The sequence below is a fragment of the Microbulbifer variabilis genome, assembly GCF_020524905.1.
GTDB lineage: Bacteria > Pseudomonadota > Gammaproteobacteria > Pseudomonadales > Cellvibrionaceae > Microbulbifer > Microbulbifer variabilis_A.
The window spans coordinates 24,346-49,130 of sequence record NZ_JAIVKI010000007.1 but is presented as its reverse complement, the minus strand read 5'-3'; the positions used below and the strand labels follow the sequence as shown (position 1 = coordinate 49,130).

Genomic DNA, 24,785 nt, shown 5'->3' with positions numbered 1-24,785 from the left:
TGGTGTTATTTCAAAAGACAATGATAGGCAACGAATGGACTTAAGGAGCCGCGGAATAGTTCCGCAGGGTCTCAGCAGCAAAAAGTTTCAGATATGGCATTCAAGCCCCACCTTACGGCGATTTCTTCACATCAAGGTCTTATCAAGAGCCCCATTAACCAGCCGGCGCCCAAGAAAACCCGTGATTTATACGTCATAAAGATGCATGAGGCGCCAGTTGTCGCGATATCCCTGGGAAATACTACCTATATTTAGAGAGATGGAATGGACGCCGCAAATGAAGCTCTGGATCAGTTGAGATAAAGCATTGAATTTAGGATGCTCGTATGAAGCAGACTCTTGTGAACTCACTTGCCGGTGTCGGACTACTAACCCCCACACTGCTCTTCGCCAATCTGGTGGGAGAAGGCCCCCGGTTAGCCCCGGAAGATAGAATCACCCAGGGGCAAATTGTGGAGGGAGAGCTAACCCTGGATGAAATTCGCCAGGCAGGAATGTTAATTTTTAGCACCCCCTTTAATCGCTATGATGGTTACGGTGATGGTCCCCACGATGAATCCCAGCCCGATAACCACTCCCCCGACGCAGGTAATCGGCCGACTTTACAGGGCAATGGCACCTTTTTGCGCGTCAATGGCCTCGACTCTCAGAACTGCCTGGAATGCCATAGCATTGTAAGTAACAGAACTGTACCGCCCACAATGGGTATTGGTGGCGGCGGCGGATTTAGTACCAGTGCAATGCTGCGCCCGGTGAATATTGATGTCATTGACGAAAGCTTTGATGGAACTGCCGAATATGATGGCCGCCTGATCAATCCCCTCTTTTTATTTGGCACCGGGGGCATTGAGTTAGTAGCTAGAGAAATGACCTTTGAGCTACAAGCTCTCAAGCAAAATGCCCTGGACAATCCAGGAACGGTTGTCAGCCTGGATACCAAATCCGTTAATTTTGGCACCATCGTTGCCGATGAGGATGGCAATTTGGATACCAGCAATGTGGAAGGTGTCGATGAGGATTTGGTCGTACGACCTTTTGGCAGGAAGGGAGATGTTGCATCAGCCCGTGAATTCGCTATGAACGCCCTTTCTTTTCACATGGGTATGCAAGCGACGGAAAAATTTGGTGGTGAGGATGCCGACGAGGACAATGATGGTGTCACCAATGAAATATCTATCGGTGACCTTTCCGCAATTAGTATTTTTGTAACCACTCTGGACCGCCCCTTCCAAATAGAGTCCACAAAAAATAACGATGGCCGCAAATTGTTCCGTCAAGTTGGCTGTGCCGACTGTCACCGTCCCGTTATGACCACTGAACGCAGAAGGTTACCCTACAAGCTAACAGGCTCTCCTGAAGCACCATTTGAAGATACTTTCTATGAGGTGGACCTGAGTAAGCCCCCCACAATTTTTAAATCTATCTTTGGTGCTGGAATTGAAGTGGAAATGTTCTCGGATCTCAAACGCCATGACATGGGCATCGCACTATCTGAAACCGCTTTCTTCCAGGATGAGGTACAAAACAGGGAGTTTATTACCGCACGACTGTGGGGGGTTGCAGACACAGCGCCCTATATGCACGATGGCCGTGCACTCACCTTGGTAGAAGCCATACTGTTACATGATAATCCCGGTAGTGATGCCGGCTATGCCGCAGAAAATTTCCAGAATCTAAGCGATGAAGACAAAAATAAAATCCTTTATTTTCTGATGTCACTGCGCATGCCGAAGGACCCGGTTTCTGATTTAAACAATCGATAAAAGGGTCCTTAGGAAAAATGCCCACAGCGGCTTAGTTGCCGTGGGCATTTTTATTTAACAAGTACTCATTGAGGCTGTACTTACATTAGGCATTAGGCATTAGGCATTAGGCATTAGGCATTAGGCATTTTTGCGCAACAATGATGCCGTTGTTATCTCCATAGAGATAATCGCCTGGGCGGAAGGTCACACCGCCGAAAGTCACTTCCAGATCCCGCTCGCCAATACCTTTTTTTTCAGTTTTCATAGGGTGCGTACCCAGGGCCTGCACCCCCAAATCCAGCGCCGAAATCTGATCGACATCACGGATACAGCCATACATCACAATGCCTTCCCAACCATTGGCTACCGCCTTCTCGGCGAGCATATCCCCAAGACAGGCACGGCGCATGGAACCGCCCGCATCGACCACCAAAACTTTGCCCCGCCCAGGTTCTGCAACCAGCTCACGCACCAGGGAGTTATCTTCGAAACACTTGATGGTTACAATTTGACCGCCGAAACTGTCACGACCACCGTAATTGATAAACATCGGCTCAACCACTTGTACTGAATCGCCGTGGGTATCACACAAATCGGGGGTTGAAATTGACATAATTCCTCTCGCAATCATTCCATAAAAAATGATGATAGCGGCACTGGAACTCTGGTGGCAGGCCAACAAATAAATACCGGGTATCACCTCTGTAGATAATACCCGGCCAAGGCTTCGCTGCTACAAAACTGTTTTATGTGTGACGCAATTTTTAGTGTGTGACACGAACCGGTGTACCTACACGTACATGGCGATAAAATTTACTCGCCATATGTGGCGGCATGCGCACACAACCGTGAGAGGCCGGGTATCCGGGCACATTGCCTGATGCATGCATCCCAATACCGCCATTAAAACGAATGTAGTTATTCATTTTCGCACCGCGATACACGGTACCGGCAGGACGGCGGTGTTTACGGGTATTCACATTGGATCTCACCACACGTCCCGTGCGTCTATCTACATAGCTGCCATAGACTGTTGAGCGGTGATTTGGATGCTTGGAAAGTACACGGAAATGTCCTGGCCGCGTGCCATAGCCCCGCTTCCCTGAAGAAATTCTTGATACCCCAACCAACTTACCGCCTTTGTAGAGGTATGCGCGTTGTTCACTCAAATCAATTCTGATTGAGGCACTCCCTCCCCTGGCGGCAGCGCGATCATCAAACCAGTTACCACCGCGGGGCTTTGCCATTGCGGGAGGTACTGCGAGTAATGCCAGGAGACATAACATCAGAAAAATATGCCATATTGGGATCTGTAACTGTCTGCTCGTATGCATAGCTCACCTCAATAACTTTCTCTGTTCTGCCAAAGTGGGCGGAGAGGGAAACAGCCCTACTGGCCCCACTTAAACTTCAACACCGGGGGATTTACCCCTGCAGGTGAATCAGCACCAAAGCAAATTGCGCTAGATTTTTTTATTAACGCGCTGCCTCAGGACTCTTCTGATTCTATTGAGGCTGGTGGTAAGACTTAGAATGAATTCTTCTCTCGGCAGGGAAGCCATAGAGTTTTGAATTTTTTCGGTAGCGTGTGATCTGCAAAACTCACACAGAAATAGCAGGATAAAATCCGAAGTTATCGAAGGAAGCGGCAACAGGAGTCTAATTTTTGGGCAAATGCGCAATAGGCCCCAGTAAAAAAAACCACAGCCGCAGAATAGGTGTTGAAATAGAAAAAGCGGCCCGAAAGGGCCGCTTTAATAGGAAATTAGGCTTCTTCGTTAGCCAAAAATAGCCAGGTATCCACAGCGGTATCCGGATTCAGGGAAACACTGTCGATCCCCTCATCCATCAACCAACGGGCGAAGTCTTTGTGGTCAGATGGCCCCTGACCACAGATACCCACATATTTACCGGCTTTCTTACAGGCCTGAATGGCACGAGACAGTAGAGCCTTCACCGCAGGGTTTCGCTCATCGAACAGGTCAGCCACCAGGCCGGAATCCCGATCCAGGCCCAGGGTAAGCTGGGTCAGGTCATTGGAACCGATAGAGAAACCGTCAAAATGCTGCAGGAACTCTTCAGCCAGTAGGGCATTCGAAGGCAGTTCGCACATCATGATGACCTTGAGGCCAGCCTCGCCGCGGCGCAAGCCATTCTCGGCGAGCAGGCCAACCACCTCTTCCGCCTCTTCCGGGGTGCGCACGAAGGGCACCATGATCTCCACGTTGGTCAGGCCCATCTCGTCGCGCACTTTCTTCAGCGCGCGACATTCCAGGGCAAAACACTGACGGAAATCTTCGGAGCGGTAACGGGCCGCACCGCGGAAACCGAGCATCGGGTTCTCTTCGCTGGGCTCGTACAGCTGGCCACCTACCAGGTGTGCATATTCGTTGGACTTAAAGTCTGACAAACGTACGATCACACGATTGGGCGCAAAAGCCGCGGCCAGTGTAGCGATACCTTCCACCAACTTCTCGACAATAAAGTCTTCCGGGGAAGCGTAGCCGCCGATGCGCTCACGGATATTCTGTTGCAGATCTTCTGGCAAACTATCCAGCTCAAGCAGCGCTTTCGGGTGAATACCAATCATGCGGTTCAGAATAAATTCTAGACGCGCCAGGCCAACACCCTGATTGGGCAGGTGGCTGAAGGCAAAAGCGCGATCCGGGTTGCCCACGTTGAGCATGATTTTGAAAGGCAGGTCCGGCATTTCGGAAACTTCGGTCTCCTCACGCTGGAAATTCAACTCGCCAGACATCACGAAACCGGTATCACCCTCGGCGCAAGATACGGTTACTGGAGTACCGTTTTCTAATAACTCGGTGGCATTTCCACAGCCAACCACTGCAGGAATTCCCAGTTCACGGGCAATAATCGCCGCGTGGCAAGTACGTCCGCCGCGGTTGGTGACAATTGCGCTGGCTTTCTTCAGAACCGGCTCCCAATCCGGGTCGGTCATATCGGTCACCAGGACCTCGCCGTCCTGCATAGCCGCCATATCTTCAACGGACTTCAACTTGCGCACGCGACCGGCGCCGATGCGCTGACCAATAGCACGCCCCTCACACAGCACTTCGCTGCGCTCCTGCAGGCTGTAGCGCTCGATACTGGTACCCTGATCGCGGGAGCGCACAGTCTCCGGGCGTGCCTGCACAATAAACAATTTGCCGGTATCACCGTCTTTGGCCCACTCGATATCCATCGGGCGACCGTAATGCTCTTCAATCTTGCGCGCCTGTACTGCCAGGCTGGTCAGTTCTTCATCATTCAGGGCAAAACGCTGACGGTCTTCCTCTGCAACGTCAACGGTTTTTACAGAGCGCCCACACTCACCGCTTTCGTCGTACACCATCTTGATGGCTTTACTGCCGCGATTGCGACGCAGGATCGCCGGACGCCCGGCATCTAAAGCAGGCTTGTAGAGGTAGAACTCGTCGGGATTCACGGCACCCTGAACAACGGTCTCGCCCAAACCGAAGGCCGCAGTGATAAAGATCACATCGCGGAACCCACTCTCAGTATCCAGGGTGAACATCACACCGGCAGCACCAGTCTCACTGCGCACCATATGCTGGATACCGGCAGAGAGGGCAACGCCCACATCCGCGTAACCCGTGTGCACACGGTAGGCAATAGCGCGGTCGTTATAGAGAGAGGCAAAGACTTCTTTAACCGCAATCAGAACCGCATCGATCCCGCGGATATTCAGGAAGGTCTCCTGTTGACCGGCGAAAGAAGCATCCGGCAAGTCTTCCGCAGTAGCTGAGGAGCGAACGGCAACGGCAGTCTCACCGCCACCCAGGGCTTCATAGCCATCACGGATTTCTTTTTCCAATTGTGCGGGGAAAGGAGTCTGTAAAATCCAATTGCGAATTTCATCGCCCGCTTTGGCAAGCTCGGTAACATCACCGACATCGAGTCCTTTCAGGCGCTCGGCGATACGCTGCTCCAACTGTTCATGGGCAAGGAAAGCCCGAAAGGCCTCCGCTGTGGTCGCAAAGCCGCCCGGTACACTCACACCAGCACCGGCCAGAGATGAGATCATCTCGCCGAGTGATGCGTTTTTACCGCCGACCTTGTCGACATCATCCATTCCCAGTTTTGCAAAGTCGATGGTGAAATTCGTCAAGTGAAGGCCCTCTGAAATCAGGTTTGTTGGGCGCCGATTATAAGGATGAGTCTTGTAAAAAATAGCCCAGGAAAAACGGCCAATATGTTGTAAATTTTCTACAAGGCGGCACAGCACTCAGAAAATAAGACCTTTGAAGCCCACCCCCCTATACTAGCGGCCACTAAAAAAGTCCCGCCAACAGACAGAGACGCAGCATGGCAAAAGACAAACGCACCGCCTTTTTTATTTCCGATGGAACCGGCCTTACCGTGGAAGCCATTGGCCACAGCCTGTTGGCTCAGTTTCAGGACCAGCATGTCGAGCAGGTGACTCTGCCCTACATAGACTCACCTGAGAAAGTTCAGCAAGCCCTCCAGCGCATAGAGAGAGCATCGCTTGAGTCCGGCCTGCAACCCATCATTATTACCAGCATCGTTTCAGACCAGATTCGCGAGCAACTGCATCAAAGCCCCGCATTGATGCTGGATGTATTCGAGAACTACCTGACACCTTTGGCCAATTTATTTGGGCGCGACCCCGCTCAAACGGTCAATGTCTCCCACGGCATTGCCAACAACCGGCGCTACAGTGAGCGTATTGAGGCGGTGCACTTTGCTATCGACAATGACGACGGCCGCCGTATCAGTGAATTTGAACAGGCGGATGTGATATTGCTCGGGGTCTCTCGCTCCGGCAAAACTCCCACCTGCCTTTATTTGGCCTTGCAGTTTGGACTGCGCGCTGCCAATTACCCCATCACCGAAGAGGATATGGACTCCACCACCCTGCCCAAGATATTGCGTCCCTACCACCGAAAACTCTTCGGCCTCACCATAGACCCCAAGCGGCTGATGCAAATTCGACAGGAAAGACGCGCCAATAGCCGCTACGCTTCTATGGAACAGTGTGAATTCGAGGTGCGCCAAGTCGAACAGATGCTGAGGCGGGCTCAGGTGCCCTTCCTCAATGCCACCCAACTTTCCGTGGAGGAGCTCGCTACCCGCCTGATGTCCCAGGCCGGCATCGAGCGCAGGATTGACTAATAAGGATTGACCAAAGGGCCAGCCGCCCTTTTCACGCCGCGACAAAGTGTGTAGTGTGCGCCGTCTTCCAGACTGCCGTGTTTTGATATGCAAATAGTCTCCCTGCCCTATTCACTCAATTCTGCCGCGGCCTTTCGGGCGATTGCGGATCTTCCAGTGCCGGTGTGGCTCGATAGCGGCCGGCCTCTCAGCAGTGGTGGTCGCTACGATATTATCAGCGCCGATCCCCTCAACACGCTGGAACTGACTGCAGACAACAGTGAGCCTTTCACTCAAGTGGATGACCTAAGTCGTGAGCTCTGCCCACAGGAACGGGACTCGCAACTGCCGTTTTGCGGCGGAATGATAGGCTTCGCAGGCTATGAACTGGGCACCAGCGGAAACTATTTGCCGGCGGATACCCGGCCTACCGACCTGCCCGCAGGCTTTTTTGGGCTCTATAGCTGGGCTTTTATCGCAGACCACCAGCTGGGTTCCAGCCACTTGGTATTCCACCCAGCCTGCCCAGCCAGGCAGGTGCGCGAGTTGATCGATCGCTTTAAATCGGTGCAATGGGAGCAGGACCAAGACCTGGAAGGGTTTCGGCTATTGGCGCCATTTGCCCATGAACTCAGCGCCGCCGACTATCAAAAGCGCATAGAACGCATCCTCGAATATATCGCGGCGGGAGATATCTACCAGGCAAACTTTACTCAGCGCTTCAGTGCTCCTTACGAAGGCGACCTCTTCAGCGCCTATATGGCATTGCGCCGACGGGTAGCCGGCCCCTTTTCCGCTTTTATGGAGTTACCCCAAGGCAGCCTGCTGAGCCTGTCACCAGAGCGCTTTATCCGTGCCGATGGCAACAGCTTGCGTACCGAACCTATCAAGGGCACCGCCGCCAGAGCGGCCGACCCAGTGGAGGATCAACGAGCTGCATTTACACTGCAAAGAAGCCCTAAGGATCGCGCGGAAAACCTGATGATCGTGGATCTGTTGCGCAATGATTTCAGCAAATTGTGCCGCAGTGGCAGTGTGCGTGTGCCGGAGTTGTTCCAGCTGGCCAGCTTTGCCAACGTCCACCATTTGGTCAGCGTAGTGACGGGGGAAATGCAGGAGGATTCGGCCTACAGCGATCTCCTGGCAGCCTGCTTTCCCGGCGGCTCCATTACCGGTGCCCCTAAGCGCCGCTCCATGGAGGTGATTCGCGAGCTAGAAAGCAGTCCAAGGGGCATCTACTGCGGCAGCATCGGGTATATCAGCAGCTGCGGTCGCGCCGATACCAATATTGCTATCCGCACTTTTAGTGCCAGCAATGGCCGCATTACTTGCGCTGCTGGTGGAGGTATAGTTGCAGACTCAGACCCGGTAGCAGAACACAACGAGTGCTTGGCCAAGGTGCACCTGCTGCTAGAGACCGCAGAGCAATTCCTACATTAAGCGTCAATCCTCAAGCGTCAATCCTCCCGCCCGCAGGGAATCACTTTCTGTCGGGCTTTCCTGTAACCCAGCTACATGATTTTGGTTATAGATCTATCCAGGATTGATATTTCAAAGTTATTAGACCATCTGATAGATTCTATGCCAGTAGTGCCAATGTCAGCGCTTAACCAGATCAAGGAATTTATCGTGAAGATCACACTGGTCAAAAAAATACTCGCCGATGGCTCCCCCTGCGCCAAGTGCCGCGATGTGCAGGAAAAACTGGAAGTGAATGGGCAGCTAAAATTTATCGATCAGACCTTGATAGCCGATGTACGAGACCCGCAAAGTGCTGGCATACAGGTTGCCCAGCACTTTAAAGTGGATCGTGCGCCATTCTTTGTGGTTGAACGTGAGGGGCAGGAAGCGGAGGTTTACACCGTTTACTTCAAATTCGCCAAAGAAGTGTTACAGCCGCTGATTCAACAGGCAGAGGCCTCCTAGCCTCCACCTAACAGCTAACGCGGCTATTAATAAATAGGAAGCTCTGTATCGGCAAATAGCGCATCCACTTCTGCCCTGGAAGTAGCGTGCGCTGCCTGATCCACCAACTCCCGGGTTAGATGCGGAGCGAATTGCTGGATAAAATCATACATAAAGCCCCGCAGAAAAATTCCTTTGCGGAAGCCGATCTTCGTAACGCTGGACTCGAACAGGTTGCTGGCATCAAGGGCAACTAAATCTTCATCCTCACCATCCACCGCCATATCCGCCACTATGCCAATACCCAGCCCAAGTCGCACATAGGTTTTGATAACGTCCGCATCTGCAGCGGTAAATACCACTTTAGGGGAAAGCCCCTTCTCCAAAAAGGCCTCATCCAGTTTTGAGCGGCCGGTAAAGCCAAACACGTAAGTAACAATCGGGTATTTTGCGACCTCTTCCAGGTCCAACTTGCTCGCATGACAGAGAGGATGGTCTTTTGGCACCAAAACACAGCGGTTCCAGCGGTAAACCGGCATCATGACCAGATCACTGAAGAGCTCAAGCGCCTCGGTGGCAATGGCGAAATCCGCTGTGCCATCAGCCGCCATTTCCGAAATTTGCATGGGCGTGCCTTGATGCATATGCAAGGAGACATCCGGATAACGGGAAATAAACAGCTTGATAACCGGAGGCAGCGCGTAACGTGCCTGGGTGTGGGTAGTCGCAACAGCTAGGCTGCCCTTCTTGTCATTGCTAAACTCCTGGGCAACCTGCTTGATATTTTCCACTTTGCGCATAATTTCGCCAGCGGTCTTGAGGATCGCCTCACCCGCTGGGGTCACCCGGGTAAGGTGCTTGCCACTGCGGGCAAAAATTTCCACTCCAAGCTCATCTTCCAAAAGGCGAATTTGCTTGCTGATACCCGGCTGGGAGGTATAGAGACTCTGCGCAGTAGCAGAAACGTTGAGATCGTGATGTGCCACTTCCCAGATATATCGCAACTGCTGCAGCTTCATAAGTCCTCCCTTTGATATCAATCACTCCGCCCCTGGACGAGTGTAACTCTGACAGATAAATTGTTAGTTATAAAAAACATCTTGAGTTATGCGAGAAAAGAATAGCAGCCAATTGAAGCCGGGGCCAACGGACAGGTGAATATCCGGTGAAGAGCGGCGGGTGTCAATCAACTTCGAGGTATTAATAGCCCCCCGAAGGGCTTATTTGATCAGGCTTCACTATTAGCGATATTGGCAATTCCATGTGGCACATGACCTGTAGCAACATGCTCAGCGGCAGAGGCGCAGTGCGCTGGTTGATCATCGAAGAAAACATCAGCACCAAATGCCCTCAGGAATTCCCCCTTTGGGAGTCCCCCCAGGAATACTGATTCATCCACCCGGATATCCCAGGCGCGCAATGTGCGGATTACCCGTTCATGGGCCGGGGCCGACCGGGCTGTTACCAGCGCAGTGCGGATTGGACAGCCCTCCAAACCGAACTCTGACTGCAAATTTTGCAGGGCCTCAAGGAACCCCTTGAAAGGTCCCCCACCGAGAGGCATCTGTGCTGAGGCCCGCTCGGCCCGGGTAAAGGCGGCGAGTCCATCCCGTTTAAAAATCTGCTCTGCCTCATCAGAAAAGATTACCGCGTCACCATCAAAAGCAAAGCGTAAAACATCGTCACGCTGTTCACGGTTGCCACCAGCCACCAAAGTCGCTGCGGCAACACCCTGCTCCAGTGCGCGGCGCACATCCAAGCCATCCGTCGACAGAAACAGGTTGCAGCCAAATGGCCCAATATAGCGATAGGGGCTTTCTCCATTGCAGAAAGCCGCCCGGGTAATATCCAGGCCGTAATGCTCAATAGAGTTAAACACCCGCAGTCCGGTATCAGCACTGTTGCGCGAGAGTAGGATGACCTCAACCCTGGGCTCCCCCCCTAGCTGCTCATTGATTTTTAGAAATTTCTCTACTAGATGAAAGGCATCACCCTTTTGCAAAACATCGTTTTCCCGCTCTACCTGATATTGGGAGAATGCCTGTAAGCCCTGCTCCTCGAACACCTTATGGCTATCATTCAAGTCAAACAGAGCCCGCGAGGAAATCGCGATTACCAGTTTATCTGGTCGCATAGCCATCAAGGAGCCTCCACATCACCAAGTCCTTCGGGACTGTTATCGTTACTTCTGCCATTTAACAGAATGAACAGCATTTGCTGTAAATCCTCTCGGGTGCGATAAGCGCGCCTCTCGGCCTGGTTGACCATCACCAGCAATAGCGCGTGGCAACTTTCCAGCGTAAGCCGACCCAAGCGGTTCAACTCATTGGGTGGGCAGGCAAAGCCCAAACGCCGAAACATACCAACCAAATGCCCGATCACCAGTTCGTCATGGCTCTCGTCAAGCTCATGCAACTCGGGGATTCCCCACATTGCCTGAACCAGTGGCAGTAGCCCGCGCTGCTCACGGTACACAGCCAATAGGCGCCCAACCAACTCATCAATAAAATTCTCAAGCACCATCTCTTCGAGGTCGAGTTCTGCCAACTCATCCATAGCCCCGCTGATGCTGGCCAGCCACTGCTCGCCCATAGCGTAGAGAATCGCGTGTTTATTGGGGAAATAGTGATAAAGGGAGCCCACCGAAATATCGAGCTTCCTGGCAATTAGGATCGTAGTGAGATCATCGAGCCCCACCTCCTCTAGCAGGCTCCCGGTGACATCGAGAATCTGTCGTGCTCTTGCCCTCGCGCGGGCCTGAATGGGCTCGCGACGGGGAGATAACTGGCTTTTACGTTTCTGCTTTTCGGTGTTGGACAAGTTCGGCTTCCCAAATGCAAGTCACGGCATATTAACACCAAAGCAGCCTATAATTTCACCAGTAACCAGCCGTGGCCAGTCCCTCAATGCCCAAATCTATCGAGAAGACTGTGGTAGAGCATCCCCAATACCAGGCCGGGCCAACGCAGAAGGGTCCCCCCAGGGAAAGTCTCTGTTGGAATTTTCGACATAATGTCGAAACGCTCCTCTGTGCCAGCGATGACTTCTGCGAGCAACTTGCCCGCAAAAGTGGCAGTAGGCACCCCATGGCCCGAATAACCCTGGCTGTAATAGACATTGGGTTCTAATCGGCCCATGTGCGGCATACGGTTCATGGTGATTGCCAGAGTGCCACCCCAACCATAATCAATTCTGGCCCGCTCAAGTTGCGGATAGACCTTCAACATATTTTTCCGCACAAACTTGCGAATATCTGCGGGAAAGCGAGTCGTATAATTCTCCCCCCCCCCAAAAATCAGACGGTTATCCCCTGAGAGTTTCCAGTAATTGATAACGAACAGGGTGTCCTGTACGGCGTAATCATTGGCGATCAGCTTTTGTGCGAGAGGTTCGGACAGGGGTTCAGTAGCCAGAATAAAATTATTAATCGGCATTATTTTGCCAGCCAGGCGAGACTCCAGATTGCCGAGATAGCCATTGCAGGCCAGCACAATATTACCTGCCTTCACCTGCCCTTTGGCTGTTTCAACCGTGCAGGAACTCCCACCTTGATAGCGAGTCACTCTGCTGTTTTCAAAGAGTTCAACACCAGCTTCAGCACAGGCGGCCGCCAGCCCCAGGCCATAGTTGAGCGGGTGAAGGTGCAGCGACCCACTGTCAATTTGTGCCCCCAAATAGCGCCCAGTGCCCACAAGGCCACCCACCTCCTGTTCATCTGCATAGCGCACATCTGTGTATTCATAGCGCTCTTGAAGAAGTTCGGCCTCCTTGCGCAAATAGTTATCATGGCTGGGTTTGGCTGCGAGGTGCATAATCCCTCGCTTCAGATCACAATTAATTTGATACTTGTTGATTAACTGCTCGACCAGATGCACTGCTTCCAAGCTAAATTGCCAGAGCTGTCTGGCAATATCGATTCCAAACATTTCTTCCAGATCACTCTGGCAGCGCCTCTGCCCCACCCCCACATGCCCACCATTGCGCCCTGAAGCCCCCCAAGCCACACGTTCCGCTTCCAACACAGTCACTTTGTAACCTCGCTCAGCCAAGTGCAATGCCGTAGAGAGTCCGGTATAGCCGGCTCCGATTACGCACACATCCGCCACCCTGGCACCTTCCAGCTGGGGATAGGGGGCCAGTGGGTTGGCACTTGCGGAGTAATAGGAATCTATATAACCAGGTGTGCTTATCATCAATGCAGCCCCTTGATGCGTTGTGTCGGGTGGAGGCTTATGGAGGCTTAAAGTTTTACCATCCTCTGGGAATTACAGAATGGTAATTCGCTTTTACCCTCCATGCTAGGTCTCCTTCAGTCTCCACCCTTTCCTTCGTATAGGAAGGCAAGTCATTGAGTCTTAAAGCACCTGTGGCTACCGCGAATAGTGGGGGCAGACATATACTGGAGCGACTCTCAGATGGAAACACATCGGAAAAAAGCGAATGGACAAGATTACAAGCTGGCTGGCAGAGCACGATATTGCAGAGGTGGAATGCTTGGTACCAGATATGTCAGGTAATGCCAGAGGCAAATTCACCCCTACGGATAAATTTCTCACCCAGGATAGCCGTTTACCGGAAAGTATCCTGGTGCAAACCGTTACCGGTGACTATGTGGATGAACACAATGAGCTTGTCGACCCGGCAGATACGGATATGTTATTGGTACCTGATCCCGATTCCGTTCGACTTAACCCCTGGGCCAATGATCCCACTGCTCAAATTATTCACGATTGCTATACCCGGGATGGTCAACCTCATCCGATTAGTACTCGCAATATCCTCAAATTTGTTTTGGAAAAATATAAGGAGAAAGGCTGGAAGCCGGTTGTTGCTCCAGAGGTAGAATTTTACCTGGTAAAACGCAACCTCGATCCCGATGAAAAACTTTCAGCACCGGTAGGAAGATCTGGCCGCACGGAAAAAACGAGACAGTCATATAGTATCGATGCGGCCAACGAATACGAACCCATTATTGAGGATATGTATAACTTCTGTGAGGCGCAGGGCCTGGATGTAGATACCCTGATTCATGAATCCGGGACCGCCCAGATGGAAATCAATTTTCTCCATGGAGATCCACTGCAACTCGCCGATCAGGTTTTTACTTTTAAGCGCACAGTTAGAGAAACAGCTTTACGCCATGGAATTTATGCCACCTTTATGGCCAAACCCATGGAAGACGAACCCGGCAGTGCTCTACATCTCCACCAGAGTATCATTGACATAAAAACCGGAAAAAATATTTTTGTAGACGGCAATGGAAAAGAAAACGAAACCTTCATGCATTTTATTGGTGGCATGCAGGAATACACCCCGGGATTCATTAGTTTTCTAGCCCCAAATGTAAATTCCTATCGCCGATTCACTCCTGAAATGGCTGCACCCACGAGCCTGCACTGGGGCTATGATAATCGCACTACGGGGCTTAGGGTTCCCGATAGTTCACCCCAGGGAAAAAGATTGGAAAATCGATTTCCTGGGGCCGACTGCAACCCCTATCTCGCCATTGCCGCCTCTCTCGCCTGTGGATATCTTGGCATGATCAATAAAGTGGCACCCAGCGCACCGTATCAGGGCGACTGTTCCAAAGAAGCCATTACTTTACCTCGCACACAAGAACACGCTCTCAATCTTTTAATGGAATGCGAAGCCGCTACAGAAATGTTTGGCAGAAAATTTGTAAAAGCGTGGAGCGCAATTAAGCGCGATGAATATGAGGAATTTAACCGGGTTATCAGCTCTTGGGAGCGGGAATATCTTCTTCTTAATGTGTAGATAATCCCAATAAAAATCTTCGAGACTTTCCTGAAAATAAATTATTGACTGGCGCACCACCCTTTTATCGGGTTTATTTAGGCGCATCATTTTGGATTCTTCGGCAGGATATTATTTGCTGATTTGTGACTACTTAAGCAAAAATATCGAAAACAATTCAAATATATGAGTTTGTCATCACCTTTTTGTTGCCACTAAGCGCATGCAAGGTAATCTCAGGTTGCCCGGAAATTTTGGGCAACCGGTTTGAGAAAGCGGACGTCATTGCCATTTTATGGCCCCACCCCAGATGCCCGGCCTTCTTCTGCTGTCTTACCAACCATAAAGACCGTTTGCACCAAAACTGCTGAACCGTTCGGCTATCCCTTACTGGATTGCCGATCTGTCCCAGGTGCTCGGTCCCTAATAAAAAAGTTACATAAAGGGAAAGCTAGCAATGAAGCATTTCGTAGGACTTACCTGCACTTTAGCCATGGCTATTAGTGCTCAGGCCGCAGACCGTGTCCCAGCAACTCCGGATATGCTCTCGCCTCAAACACTAAACACTGTTGCCGGATCAGATATGGCATTGGTGAAAATTCGCGAGCGCACTTTGGGAAATGGCAAAACCATCGCCCGCTATCAACAAACTCATAAAGGTGTCCCCGTTTGGGGGCAGACCGTAACCAGCTCTGGCCAAGGTCTTATTACCGAGATGCACGGTAATATTCTCACCGGACTTGAGCTCGAAGTACCCACCGTGCGCGCAGCCATTGATGCCGGCAATGCCCTTGATCGCGCGATGAACCACCAGGTTTCCCTGCGCGCACAGCAAGGTGTGATGTCAGGTGCCCTGTCACTGCCTGTTCTCAAGCTGGAAGCCAAAAACCAGCAAAAAGAACTCTATGTTTACATCAACGATCAGGATGAAGCGCGCCTCGCCTACCTGGTGAACTGGGTTGAATATGGAAGCGAGCCAAAGCGCCCCTTCTATTTTATTGATGCCATGACCGGTGAAGTGATCAAGCATTGGGAGGGTCTCAACTTCCAGGATGCGCAGGGTCCGGGTGGCAACCAAAAAACCGGTCGCTACGAGTACGGAACCGATTATCCGTCAATGGAAGTCGATAGCAGCTGCCGGATGGATACCACCAACGTCGAAACTGTGGATATGAATCACGCTACTAGTGGCGGCAGTATTCACCAGTTCACCTGCCCCTACAATGACCACAAGCAAATCAACGGCGCCTATTCACCGCTGAATGATGCCCACTTCTTCGGTGGTGTAGTGTTCGGTCTGTATAGCGACTGGTATAACACATCTCCGCTGACTCAAAAATTGCGCTTACGTGTGCACTACAGCAACAACTACGAAAATGCCTTCTGGGATGGCAGCCAGATGACTTTCGGTGACGGCCAGAGCTATTTTTATCCACTGGTCAGCCTGGATGTGACTGCTCACGAGGTGAGCCACGGCTTTACCGAGCAGAACTCTGGATTGGTTTACTACAACCAGCCTGGTGGCATTAACGAAGCCTTCTCCGATATTGCTGGTGAGGCCGCAGAATACTTTATGCGTGGCAGCAACGACTGGCTGGTAGGTGCAGAGATCTTCAAGTCCAGTGGTGCCCTGCGCTACTTTGAAGATCCCACACAAGATGGAAGCTCCATTGGTCATGCCGATGACTACTATGACGGCATTGACGTGCACTATAGTTCCGGCGTCTATAACCGAGCATTCTTCTTGCTAGCCAACACCAGTGGCTGGAATACCCGCACAGCTTTTGATGTTTTCGTTCTCGCCAACCAGATGTATTGGGGGTCAAATTCTGGCTACGATGAGGCTGCTTGTGGTGTTGAGCAAGCTGCAGAGGATCTAAGTTACAATGTGGCAGACGTTACCGCGGCCTTCAGTACTGTCGGGGTCAGCTGTGGTACTCCCCCTCCTCCTCCCCCCTCTGGCCCTCTGGATAACGGCGTGCCCGTCGATGGCCTGTCAGGTAGCTCCGGCGATGAATTACACTACACCCTCGAAGTCCCTGCCGATGCTACCGGCTTAAAGTTCGAAATGTCTGGTGGCAGCGGCGACGCGGACCTGTATGTACGGTTTGGCTCTGCACCAACCACCTCCACATACGACTGCCGTCCCTATACCGGAGGAAATAGCGAAGTTTGTGAAATTGCTGATAGCGATATCCAAGAAGGCACTTACTACGTAATGGTTCGCGGCTACAGCTCCTTCTCCGGTGTCAGCTTGGTAGGTAGTTTCACCGAAGGTGACGGCGGCGGCGGTGAGCCTGGTGGCTGGGAAGAAACCGACCTATCTGGCTCCAGCAACAGCTGGCAACATTTCACATTAGATGTTGCCGAGGGTATGTCCTCTCTTACCGCAACCATGTCTGGTGGCAGTGGTGATGCTGACCTCTACGTGCGTTACGGCTCAGAGCCCACCCGTAACAATTGGGATTGCCGCCCCTACAAGTGGGGTAATGATGAAAGCTGTAATGTCAGCAATCCTCAAGCGGGAACCTGGTACATCAGTATTCGTGGCTACTCCTCTTACTCCGGTGTAACCCTCAGTGCCCAATCTGAATAAGGGCGTTTACTGAGCACCCCCTAGAAGCCTGGATACGCTGCCATACCAGCTTATCCAGGTAACGAAAAAGGCAGCCAGTAGGCTGCCTTTTTTAATTGAGACGTTTGCGAGCAGTCATTTTATTTATGACTGGGATCCTTCCAATATTCCTTCACCGTATCCTTCATTTCCTTCGCCAATATGGTGATACCAAACAAGTTAGGTAAAGTCATAATGACGATAGCTACCGCGGACAGATTCCAAATAACGGTGGTGTCTTCAATCGCCGCCCAGAAGAAGGCGATCACATACACAATTCTGTAAGGCATTACCGCTTTAGGGCCAAACAGGTAGATCATGGAGCGATCACCGTAATAAGACCAAGCGATAGCGGTTGAAAACGCAAACAGGAGGATACCAAGAGTAACTATCAGCCCGCCGTATTCACCAAAGAAACCGCGCTGGAAAGCCTTGCTGGTCAGAGCGACAGAGTGAACCAGGGATTTGCCCCAGATATCCACATCCTCATTGGCAAATTTACCTTCTACGACATTCAATACACCGCTGAACTGGTCCTCTCCGACACGGAAATCCAGATCTTCAGCAATTGAACGAGCATGGATTAAGGTGAAATCCTGCACATTGAGCGGGTGTCCATCTGTCACAACTACCGAACCGTTATAGGGCTTCACATCACTAGAACGACCACTTAGGTAGTTAAACAATTGCTTAACTTGCTCGGGATCACCCTCTTCGTAACGGCCTTCTACAACGTAGGTGTCGGCGCCCTCAAACAGGTTTTCATGTTTCTCAGTCCAAACACCGGAAGATAGGATTACCAGACCGGTCAAAGTACAGATAATGATGGTGTCGATAAACGGTTCCAGCAGGGAAACCATGCCTTCGGAAACAGGCTCATCAGCACGTGCGGCGGCGTGAGCAATTGGCGCCGAACCTTGGCCGGCTTCGTTGGAGAAGAGACCGCGGTTCACCCCACGGTTAAAGGCATAGGCAAAACTCGCTCCGAGGAAGCCACCTGCCGCAGCACTGCCGCTAAAGGCATCGCGGAAAACAGCCACAAAAGAGGGAATGACGTTTTCCATGTTGTAGAAAATCACTCCCAATGCACCAACTATGTAAATCAGTGCCATTGCTGGAACAATAGTGGAGGTAACCTTGGCGATTCGAGTAATCCCGCCGATGATCACCATACCCAGCAAGATTGCGAGCACACCACCGGTCAGTGCTTTTTCAATACCGAAAGAATCGTGCATCGCTTGGGCAATATTATTCACCTGGGGCAGGCTTCCGGTACCAAAGGAACAAATAACAGTGGAGATCGCAAACAGGACCGCCAACCATTTCATATTGAGACGGCGCTCCATATAGAACATGGGACCACCGGCATAGTAGCCATCCGCCGCTTTAATACGATACTTGTGTGATAGGGTGACTTCGACAAATTTGGTTGTCATACCCAGGAAGGCAGTCATCCACATCCAGAACAACGCGGCCGGACCACCCAAGAAAATAGCGAGACCTACCCCACCAATATTACCAGTACCCACAGTACCGGAAAGAGCAGTCGCCAGAGCTTGAAAGTGGGAAGTATCACCTGGGTCACCGGGCTTATCATATTTACCCTGGACAATCTTAATTGCATGCCCAAAGTAACGGATTTGCGGAAACCCTAGATAAATGGTGAAAAAGAAACCTACCCCAAGCAGCACCCACGGGAACCAAGGTGCCGAACCGAGCAAACCGTCCAACGACAGTAGCAGCTGATTAAAGGAATCCAAACTAACCCCCCACTTCTCTGAACTAATTCTGATTGTTTTATATACAGCCGCAGCCGTAATTTGTTGCGCAGGTTAGCAGCTTCCGCTGCGCTAGAACAGTAAAGGGGGCTTAACCCCTCTGAAAAGAGAAGTTTTGTCGGTAGGGGAATAAAGCAAATTGCCCCCCCGAGTGTACGAAAACCAGATTATTACTGCCTTTATAATGGCCTTTATGTAACTCCTGTATCAGCCCATAAAAAGCTTTGCCGGTATATATGGGATCCAGCAATATTCCCTCCAAGCTAGCGACTTCCTCGATCATTTTGTAGATTGGAGGCTCAGCCTTGGCATATCCCGGCCCAATATAGTCAGCGTTGACATTCACTTGCAAAGATTGCGTATCTACAGGGTTCCCTGTCAGCTTGCTCCAATGGCGAACATCTTCTCTTACTTTGGACTGAAAATAAGCGGCATTATCGCAAACCGCATAACCTGTCACTTTTACACCGAGTCCCTGCAGGTGACACCCTAAGGTTAAGCCGGCCTGAGTACCGCCGCTCCCTGTAGCACAGACAATATGATCCAGCTCAATTCCCCGGGTTCGACAGTCAGCCATTAATTCCTGCGAAGCAGAGAGATACCCCCACAAACCCAGGCCATCACTGGCACCTGTTGGAATGCAGAATGGTTTAAATCCGCGCTTACGGTATTCATCACTCCAGAAGTTGAAAAGGCTGTTAAGATCCCTGGCGAACTCCGCAGGTGAATGAAAAGTAACTTCGGCACCCGCCAACCGATCCAGTAACAGGTTTCCATCGGCCTGAGTTACTGGCTCTCCCCGTAACAGAAGATGCACCTTGAGCCCATAACGAGCCCCGACAAGAGCGGTTGTGCGGCAATGATTGGATTGAATACCGCCGCAAGTGATCAAGGTATCACAGCCCTGTTTTAGAGCCTCCGCAACCACAAACTCAAGCTTTCGCAGCTTATTACCCGACATTGCCGATTCCGTCAGGTCATCTCTTTTCACCCAGATTCTCGGACCACCGTATGGATAGGAATAAAGTTCGCTAATACGGTCGAGTGGTTGCAGAGGAGTTGGCAGATGGGCCAGATTCAGACGCCCGGGGAACTCAACTTGCTTAATACTGAACAAAACCGATTTCATTTTATTATTTTAGGCCGAGGTAGAAGTAAGAGAATCTCATCAAGCTGGCCTCTGTAAATTGGGAGCCCAGGAAATTCAATATTTAATAGCCTTACAAAGCTCAATATTTAACCATATCAAAAACAATAGCCACAAAAAAACCCGGCAACTGCCGGGCTTTTTAATAATTCGCAAAGATCAATCAGATCTTTTTAATTGTGCCTTTAGGCAACACTGCATGAACAGCCACTTTCTGGAACTTCAGGGACATATTGTCTGCAACTTCCAGTACGATGTAGTCTTCGTCTACCTTGTCTACACGACCCAGCATACCGCTGCTCATTACTACTTCATCACCCTTTTTCAGAGCGCCAACCAGTTCCTGATGCTCCTTCTGGCGCTTGCGCTGAGGACGGATGATAAAAAACCACATAAATGCGAACAGACCCGCAAACATCAACAGGGTTATCATCGGGTTACCCTGTGGTGCCGGTGCCGCTTGCTGTGCCATGGCAGAGGGGATAAAAAAGCTCATGCAAAACCTCAAAGAGTCAGCCTATAAAATTGCCGCCAACTCTAACGGGTTTCCCCTGTTGAGGCAACGGATCGGGCCGACCGACAAAAGACCGGCCTGATCAATTCCCACTCATTTAAAAACGCTGGCGCACCTGACGGCGATAACCTGTTGGTGACATACCTGTCCAACGCTTAAACGCACTGGTGAAACTGGTCCTGTCAGAAAAATCCAGGATCCTTGAAATTCCGTCGACACTCAAGGCGGTGTCTTTAAGGAAGTGCACCGCGTGACGGAAACGCACATGGTCACGCAATGAGGCGAAGCTCAGGTTATGCTCCTGCAAACGACGCTGCAAGGTCCGGGTGGACATGCTTAAGTCGGAGGCAACGGGGCGAATAGCAAGAGAAGCCTTACCGATGCGCTGCTCCAGCACATCGATAACTCTGGCAGCAATGCCAAAGCTGGTAGCTTCGGGTGGAGCCAACAACTGGTCGAGAATATTGGGATCACCGGATATTCTGGCCTGCTGAAGGGATTTGTCTTCTGAGAGCGAAGTCTGGTCGGGCTGAGTATGGTTCATCGAGCTGCTCCTATTGAGTTCCGTGAGCCGCAGTTATTTTTCTATGTCCGCATCCAGCGAATCCCGGTTGCCCCTGCCCACACCTACACACCAACAACTTCGGCGGACTACTACTCGATGCGGGATGCACCAAAAACAGACATCGAATCCTTCACAGAGATGTACAATTTTTAAACTAACCGCTCCGGCAATACCCAAAGAGAAACACTCTCTCGCCGGCGCACCTTTCCTTTACATCTGCCAGTATAGACCAAGAATTGAGAATGCAAGGGGCGACAGTGGTTTTTTTCATCTTATTGTGCTGTAGGGGGCAGAATTGAGTGGCCCAGATACTCACTTTTATTAAGAACTCAAGGAAGCTCGGGGGACAGCGACCAACTACTCCCCCAAGAAGGAGTTTATCAACCAGCCATCTCAATGAATTAATCCAGGTTTTCAGCCACCCAACTAAGCACATCCTCACTGTGAGTCTTGGTTTTCACCTTGTCGATGATATGACGCAAGCGTCCACTTTTATCGATGATAAAAGTAGTCCGAATCAGCCCCATGTACTCTTTGCCCATAAATTTCTTCAAGCCCCAGCAACCATACTTGTCTGCAATCTTGTGATCCTCATCAGAAAGAAGATCAAAGTTCAGTTCATGTTTATCGACAAAACGCTGTAATTTGGCTTCAGGATCCGGGCTGACACCGAGAACAACCGTGTCAAGTTTTTCGAACGCATCTGAGCTATCCCGGATGCCGCAGGCCTGTGTAGTGCAGCCTGGGGTTAGCGCCTTTGGGTAGAAATAAAGCACAACATTGTTTTTATCACGGAAATCCTTGAGTGAGACCTTCTCTCCCTTCTGGTTTGTCAGAGTGAAAGCTGGTGCCAAGTTGCCAATTTTTGGAAAGGCCATAAGAAATCCCCTAAGGAGTTGCTGTAAACTTTGTGGGGATTATAACGAAAAGTACTAATTAGAATGCCATATGGCATTCCAATCAAAACTGATGCAAGCGAAACTCCTTCTCCCTACGTGCAAAAATGCCAATCCGTTTGAGCTTTTGCACCAAATCCGCTTTCTCTGCGTCAGTCAAAAATTCGCCTACCTCAAGACAACCCTCAGGACCACTGAAGGTCACCGATGCCGGTTCAGCCGCACTGTTCCCCATTCGCACTAATAAGGCCAAATTGCCCCGAGAAAACTCTCTATGGTAGACAGATTGCTGGCGAAATCCCTTGCAGCAGTCGAAAACGATTCGCTCATCACTAATACGAATCACCTCACGACGAGTCCCTTCCAAATAGACATAGGCGAATAGAACTGCAAGTAACAGGATCTCTAGACCTGCAAATGGCAGAATCATCCAGGCCCCGGCAAAAGCAAAGGCCAGACTAATACCGAGGGAAACGCCAACCAAAGAGAAGAACACCCAAAGGTTTCCCGTTGCCGATAGGGACTGGTTAGGCTGTAGAAGAATGCAGGCGCAACGTGGTGCTTGGCGACCGACTTCTGTGACCATGGCAAACGTTTCCAGACAATACTTACTTCCTCAGTGTAGTGCCGTCGCCACCAGCCCACACTCGTGTAACGACCCGCCAGTTTCAAAACTATCAGTATGTTGGAATCAGCCAATCCTAGTTTGATTGCCACTTCAGAGGGCCATTGTGCGACCCAGCAAGCCGCCAGAGCTATATTGCAGTCACTCTAAGAAAGTGACCGACAATAGGGTTGGGTGGAAACATTAGGGCAGGCAACACGAAAGCTGTAAGAACAAACAACTTTTTCTTACCTCTCTGATGGGAGCATTTTTCGGCGCAATAGAGGCAATTAGCGCTACCACCACAAACAAAAAAAGCCCGCACATTCGTGCGGGCTTTCTTGGCGAACCAGCCAATAAGGCCAGTTAATCGGAAGAGTTACGGCAGCAGGTGGGCAACCGCATCACGCTCTTCTGCCAGCTCCTTCTCGGTCGCAGACATTTTCTCGCGAGAGAAATCGTTGATATCCACGCCCTGTACAATTTCCCAATCCCCGCCTTTGCAAGTGCAAGGGAAAGAGTAAATCAGGCCTTCCTGAATACCGTAGGAACCATCGCTGTAAACAGCCATGCTGGTCCAGTCACCTTCTGCGGTGCCCAGAGCCCAGTCGCGCATATGATCGATAGCGGCATTAGCTGCAGAAGCTGCAGAGGAGGCACCACGAGCCTTAATGATGGCGGCACCGCGCTGCTGAACAGTTGGGATGAAGTCGTTCTCGTACCAGTCCTGCTCCACTTTATCCATGGCAGCTTCACCCGATACTTTAACCTGGTACAGGTCTGGGTATTGGGTGGAGGAGTGGTTACCCCAAATGGTCATGTGGGTAATGTCGTTAACACTAGACTCAGTTTTGTTGGCCAGTTGCGACAGAGCGCGGTTGTGGTCCAGGCGAGTCATTGCAGTGAAGTTGCGCGGATCCAGGTCAGGCGCATTGCGCTGAGCGATCAGGGCATTGGTATTCGCAGGGTTGCCAACAACCAATACTTTCACATTACGGGAGGCAACGTCATTCAGCGCCTTACCCTGTACAGAGAAGATAGCGGCGTTTGCTTCAAGCAGGTCTTTACGCTCCATACCCGGTCCGCGGGGACGCGCACCCACGAGCAGAGCATAGTCAGCGTCTTTAAACGCAACAGTAGCGTCGTCGCTCTGAACGATACCCGCCAGCAGCGGGAAAGCGCAGTCTTCGAGCTCCATGGCCACGCCTTTCAGCGCTTCCAATGCTGGAGTGATTTCCAGCAGCTGCAAAATAACTGGTTGATCTTTACCCAGCATCTCGCCGGAGGCGATGCGGAACAGCAGCGAATAGCTGATCTGACCGGCAGCGCCGGTAACAGCAACACGAACAGGTGCTTTCACGATAGTTCTCCTCGTTTGTAAGCGGCCGCATTATAGGGCCTCTCAAGCAAATTTCACCTCAAGCGGGGAAATTACCAACTCAATTTGCCTAGCAAAACTGCATTTTTCTCAAATAAAACGTCAAATAAGGATCACGCCAAAGCGATTTCCCGGTAACGTTGCTGCAAGGTGCGATAAACCTGATCGCTGTAATCCTCAGCGGAGGCGTCGAGCTCACTGGCAATTTCAGCCAGATGCTCATTATCTTCACGCCCACCCCAGGTCTTCACATAAGTACCCTCTTTGTAACCGTTTTCCTGTCGGAAACGATTGAGTACATTCTTGCCTACATAACGTTGATACAGTTCGGTAAAAGACATCTCTGTGTCGACGAGAAGCTGAGCAAACCCTGGCAGATCGAATTGCTTGCTTGCCAAAGTGTTCAGGGTGAAGGCCTCCAGGTTCTCACGAAAATCACCAGGGGCTCGCTGACCTGCCTCTAATTCCTGCAACATCTTTTCAGCAACCTGAGTCGGGGCGCCCTGTTGCAATTCAAGGCTCAGGCCAAAATGCCAAATATCTACCAGCTCGAGTTTCACCTGATCTACATCGGGCTGTTGTTTTTTCCACCACTTCCAACCGTAGTGATCCAAAAGTTCGGCACTTTCTACCCAAATAGCGCGATACCAGGCAAAGTTTTGCGCACGCCAGTTTTCATTAACGACTGTATTAATTTCGTCCTGCAGGGTCAGCATGACCTGCAATTGCTGCTTCATCATATAGGGAACTTC

The 24,785-nt window shown here is 51.1% G+C and carries 21 protein-coding genes; 6 read left to right on the top strand and 15 right to left on the bottom strand.

From position 1 onward, the window contains the following. Positions 1-326: 326 nt before the first annotated feature. Positions 327-1,763, top strand: coding sequence for a di-heme oxidoredictase family protein (locus LC073_RS10000; protein WP_226646606.1), 1,437 nt, complete (start codon positions 327-329; stop codon positions 1,761-1,763). A gap of 106 nt (positions 1,764-1,869) precedes the next feature. Here LC073_RS10000 and rraA read toward each other — a convergent pair whose 3' ends face one another. The 3 genes from rraA to ppsA all read right to left on the bottom strand — a co-directional run bounded on the left by rraA (position 1,870) and on the right by ppsA (position 5,874). Next, on the bottom strand, positions 1,870-2,358 hold the full coding sequence (gene rraA / locus LC073_RS09995) for a ribonuclease E activity regulator RraA (RefSeq protein ID WP_226646605.1): 489 nt from the start codon (positions 2,356-2,358) through the stop codon (positions 1,870-1,872). Positions 2,359-2,509: 151 nt separating this feature from the next. Continuing rightward, positions 2,510-2,992 carry a L,D-transpeptidase gene (locus LC073_RS09990; protein ID WP_226646603.1) on the bottom strand — a complete coding sequence of 161 codons (483 nt, stop codon included), beginning with the start codon at positions 2,990-2,992 and terminating at the stop codon, positions 2,510-2,512. A 518-nt stretch (positions 2,993-3,510) separates the two neighbouring features. Beyond that, a complete protein-coding gene (gene ppsA / locus LC073_RS09985; protein WP_226646602.1) occupies positions 3,511-5,874 on the bottom strand; it encodes a phosphoenolpyruvate synthase in 2,364 nt (787 codons plus the stop codon). A gap of 197 nt (positions 5,875-6,071) precedes the next feature. Between ppsA and LC073_RS09980 the strand changes: the two genes are divergently transcribed. The 3 genes from LC073_RS09980 to LC073_RS09970 all read left to right on the top strand — a co-directional run bounded on the left by LC073_RS09980 (position 6,072) and on the right by LC073_RS09970 (position 8,804). Beyond that, positions 6,072-6,899: a pyruvate, water dikinase regulatory protein gene (locus LC073_RS09980; protein WP_226646601.1), complete on the top strand. Its 828-nt coding sequence runs from the start codon at positions 6,072-6,074 to the stop codon at positions 6,897-6,899. An 87-nt stretch (positions 6,900-6,986) separates the two neighbouring features. Then, positions 6,987-8,318, top strand: a complete 1,332-nt coding sequence (gene pabB / locus LC073_RS09975) for an aminodeoxychorismate synthase component I (RefSeq protein WP_226646600.1) — start codon at positions 6,987-6,989, stop codon at positions 8,316-8,318. 189 nt (positions 8,319-8,507) lie between these two features. Further along, positions 8,508-8,804 (top strand): hypothetical protein, encoded by a 297-nt coding sequence (locus LC073_RS09970; RefSeq protein WP_226646599.1) that lies wholly within the window; start codon positions 8,508-8,510, stop codon positions 8,802-8,804. A gap of 26 nt (positions 8,805-8,830) precedes the next feature. Here the strand turns inward: LC073_RS09970 and cysB are convergent, their stop codons facing one another. From cysB to LC073_RS09950, 4 genes are all read right to left on the bottom strand, one after another. Continuing rightward, entirely contained in the window at positions 8,831-9,802 is a 972-nt protein-coding gene (cysB, locus tag LC073_RS09965) for an HTH-type transcriptional regulator CysB (RefSeq protein WP_226646598.1), read from the bottom strand. 209 nt (positions 9,803-10,011) lie between these two features. Continuing rightward, a complete protein-coding gene (locus tag LC073_RS09960) occupies positions 10,012-10,923 on the bottom strand; it encodes a 5'-nucleotidase (RefSeq protein WP_226646597.1) in 912 nt (303 codons plus the stop codon). Continuing rightward, the gene (locus LC073_RS09955) at positions 10,923-11,603 is read right to left on the bottom strand and encodes a TetR/AcrR family transcriptional regulator (RefSeq protein WP_226646595.1); all 681 of its coding nucleotides are present in this window, start codon (positions 11,601-11,603) and stop codon (positions 10,923-10,925) included. Before LC073_RS09955 ends, LC073_RS09960 begins: the two co-directional genes overlap by 1 nt. An 83-nt stretch (positions 11,604-11,686) precedes the next feature. Next, a complete protein-coding gene (locus LC073_RS09950; RefSeq protein WP_226646593.1) occupies positions 11,687-12,976 on the bottom strand; it encodes an NAD(P)/FAD-dependent oxidoreductase in 1,290 nt (429 codons plus the stop codon). A gap of 247 nt (positions 12,977-13,223) precedes the next feature. Between LC073_RS09950 and LC073_RS09945 the strand changes: the two genes are divergently transcribed. Then, positions 13,224-14,558, top strand: coding sequence for a glutamine synthetase family protein (locus LC073_RS09945; protein WP_226646591.1), 1,335 nt, complete (start codon positions 13,224-13,226; stop codon positions 14,556-14,558). Positions 14,559-14,994: 436 nt separating this feature from the next. Beyond that, positions 14,995-17,133 carry a M4 family metallopeptidase gene (locus LC073_RS09940; protein WP_226646589.1) on the top strand — a complete coding sequence of 713 codons (2,139 nt, stop codon included), beginning with the start codon at positions 14,995-14,997 and terminating at the stop codon, positions 17,131-17,133. Positions 17,134-17,252: 119 nt separating this feature from the next. Here LC073_RS09940 and LC073_RS09935 read toward each other — a convergent pair whose 3' ends face one another. The 8 genes from LC073_RS09935 to LC073_RS09900 form a co-directional block, all read right to left on the bottom strand. Beyond that, the gene (locus LC073_RS09935; protein ID WP_226646587.1) at positions 17,253-18,911 is read right to left on the bottom strand and encodes an alanine/glycine:cation symporter family protein; all 1,659 of its coding nucleotides are present in this window, start codon (positions 18,909-18,911) and stop codon (positions 17,253-17,255) included. Between the two features lie 109 nt (positions 18,912-19,020). Further along, positions 19,021-20,058: a D-cysteine desulfhydrase family protein gene (locus LC073_RS09930; protein ID WP_226646585.1), complete on the bottom strand. Its 1,038-nt coding sequence runs from the start codon at positions 20,056-20,058 to the stop codon at positions 19,021-19,023. A 181-nt stretch (positions 20,059-20,239) separates the two neighbouring features. After that, on the bottom strand, positions 20,240-20,572 hold the full coding sequence (yajC, locus tag LC073_RS09925) for a preprotein translocase subunit YajC (RefSeq protein WP_020415218.1): 333 nt from the start codon (positions 20,570-20,572) through the stop codon (positions 20,240-20,242). 115 nt (positions 20,573-20,687) lie between these two features. Then, positions 20,688-21,134, bottom strand: a complete 447-nt coding sequence (locus LC073_RS09920; RefSeq protein WP_020415217.1) for a helix-turn-helix domain-containing protein — start codon at positions 21,132-21,134, stop codon at positions 20,688-20,690. A 422-nt stretch (positions 21,135-21,556) separates the two neighbouring features. Beyond that, positions 21,557-22,033 (bottom strand): thioredoxin-dependent thiol peroxidase, encoded by a 477-nt coding sequence (gene bcp, locus LC073_RS09915; RefSeq protein ID WP_226646583.1) that lies wholly within the window; start codon positions 22,031-22,033, stop codon positions 21,557-21,559. Positions 22,034-22,115: 82 nt separating this feature from the next. Continuing rightward, positions 22,116-22,637, bottom strand: coding sequence for a DUF2244 domain-containing protein (locus LC073_RS09910; RefSeq protein ID WP_226646581.1), 522 nt, complete (start codon positions 22,635-22,637; stop codon positions 22,116-22,118). 397 nt (positions 22,638-23,034) lie between these two features. Then, entirely contained in the window at positions 23,035-24,015 is a 981-nt protein-coding gene (locus LC073_RS09905; protein WP_226646579.1) for a malate dehydrogenase, read from the bottom strand. A 131-nt stretch (positions 24,016-24,146) separates the two neighbouring features. After that, a complete protein-coding gene (locus LC073_RS09900) occupies positions 24,147-24,770 on the bottom strand; it encodes a dUTP diphosphatase (protein WP_226646857.1) in 624 nt (207 codons plus the stop codon). Positions 24,771-24,785 lie beyond the last annotated feature (15 nt).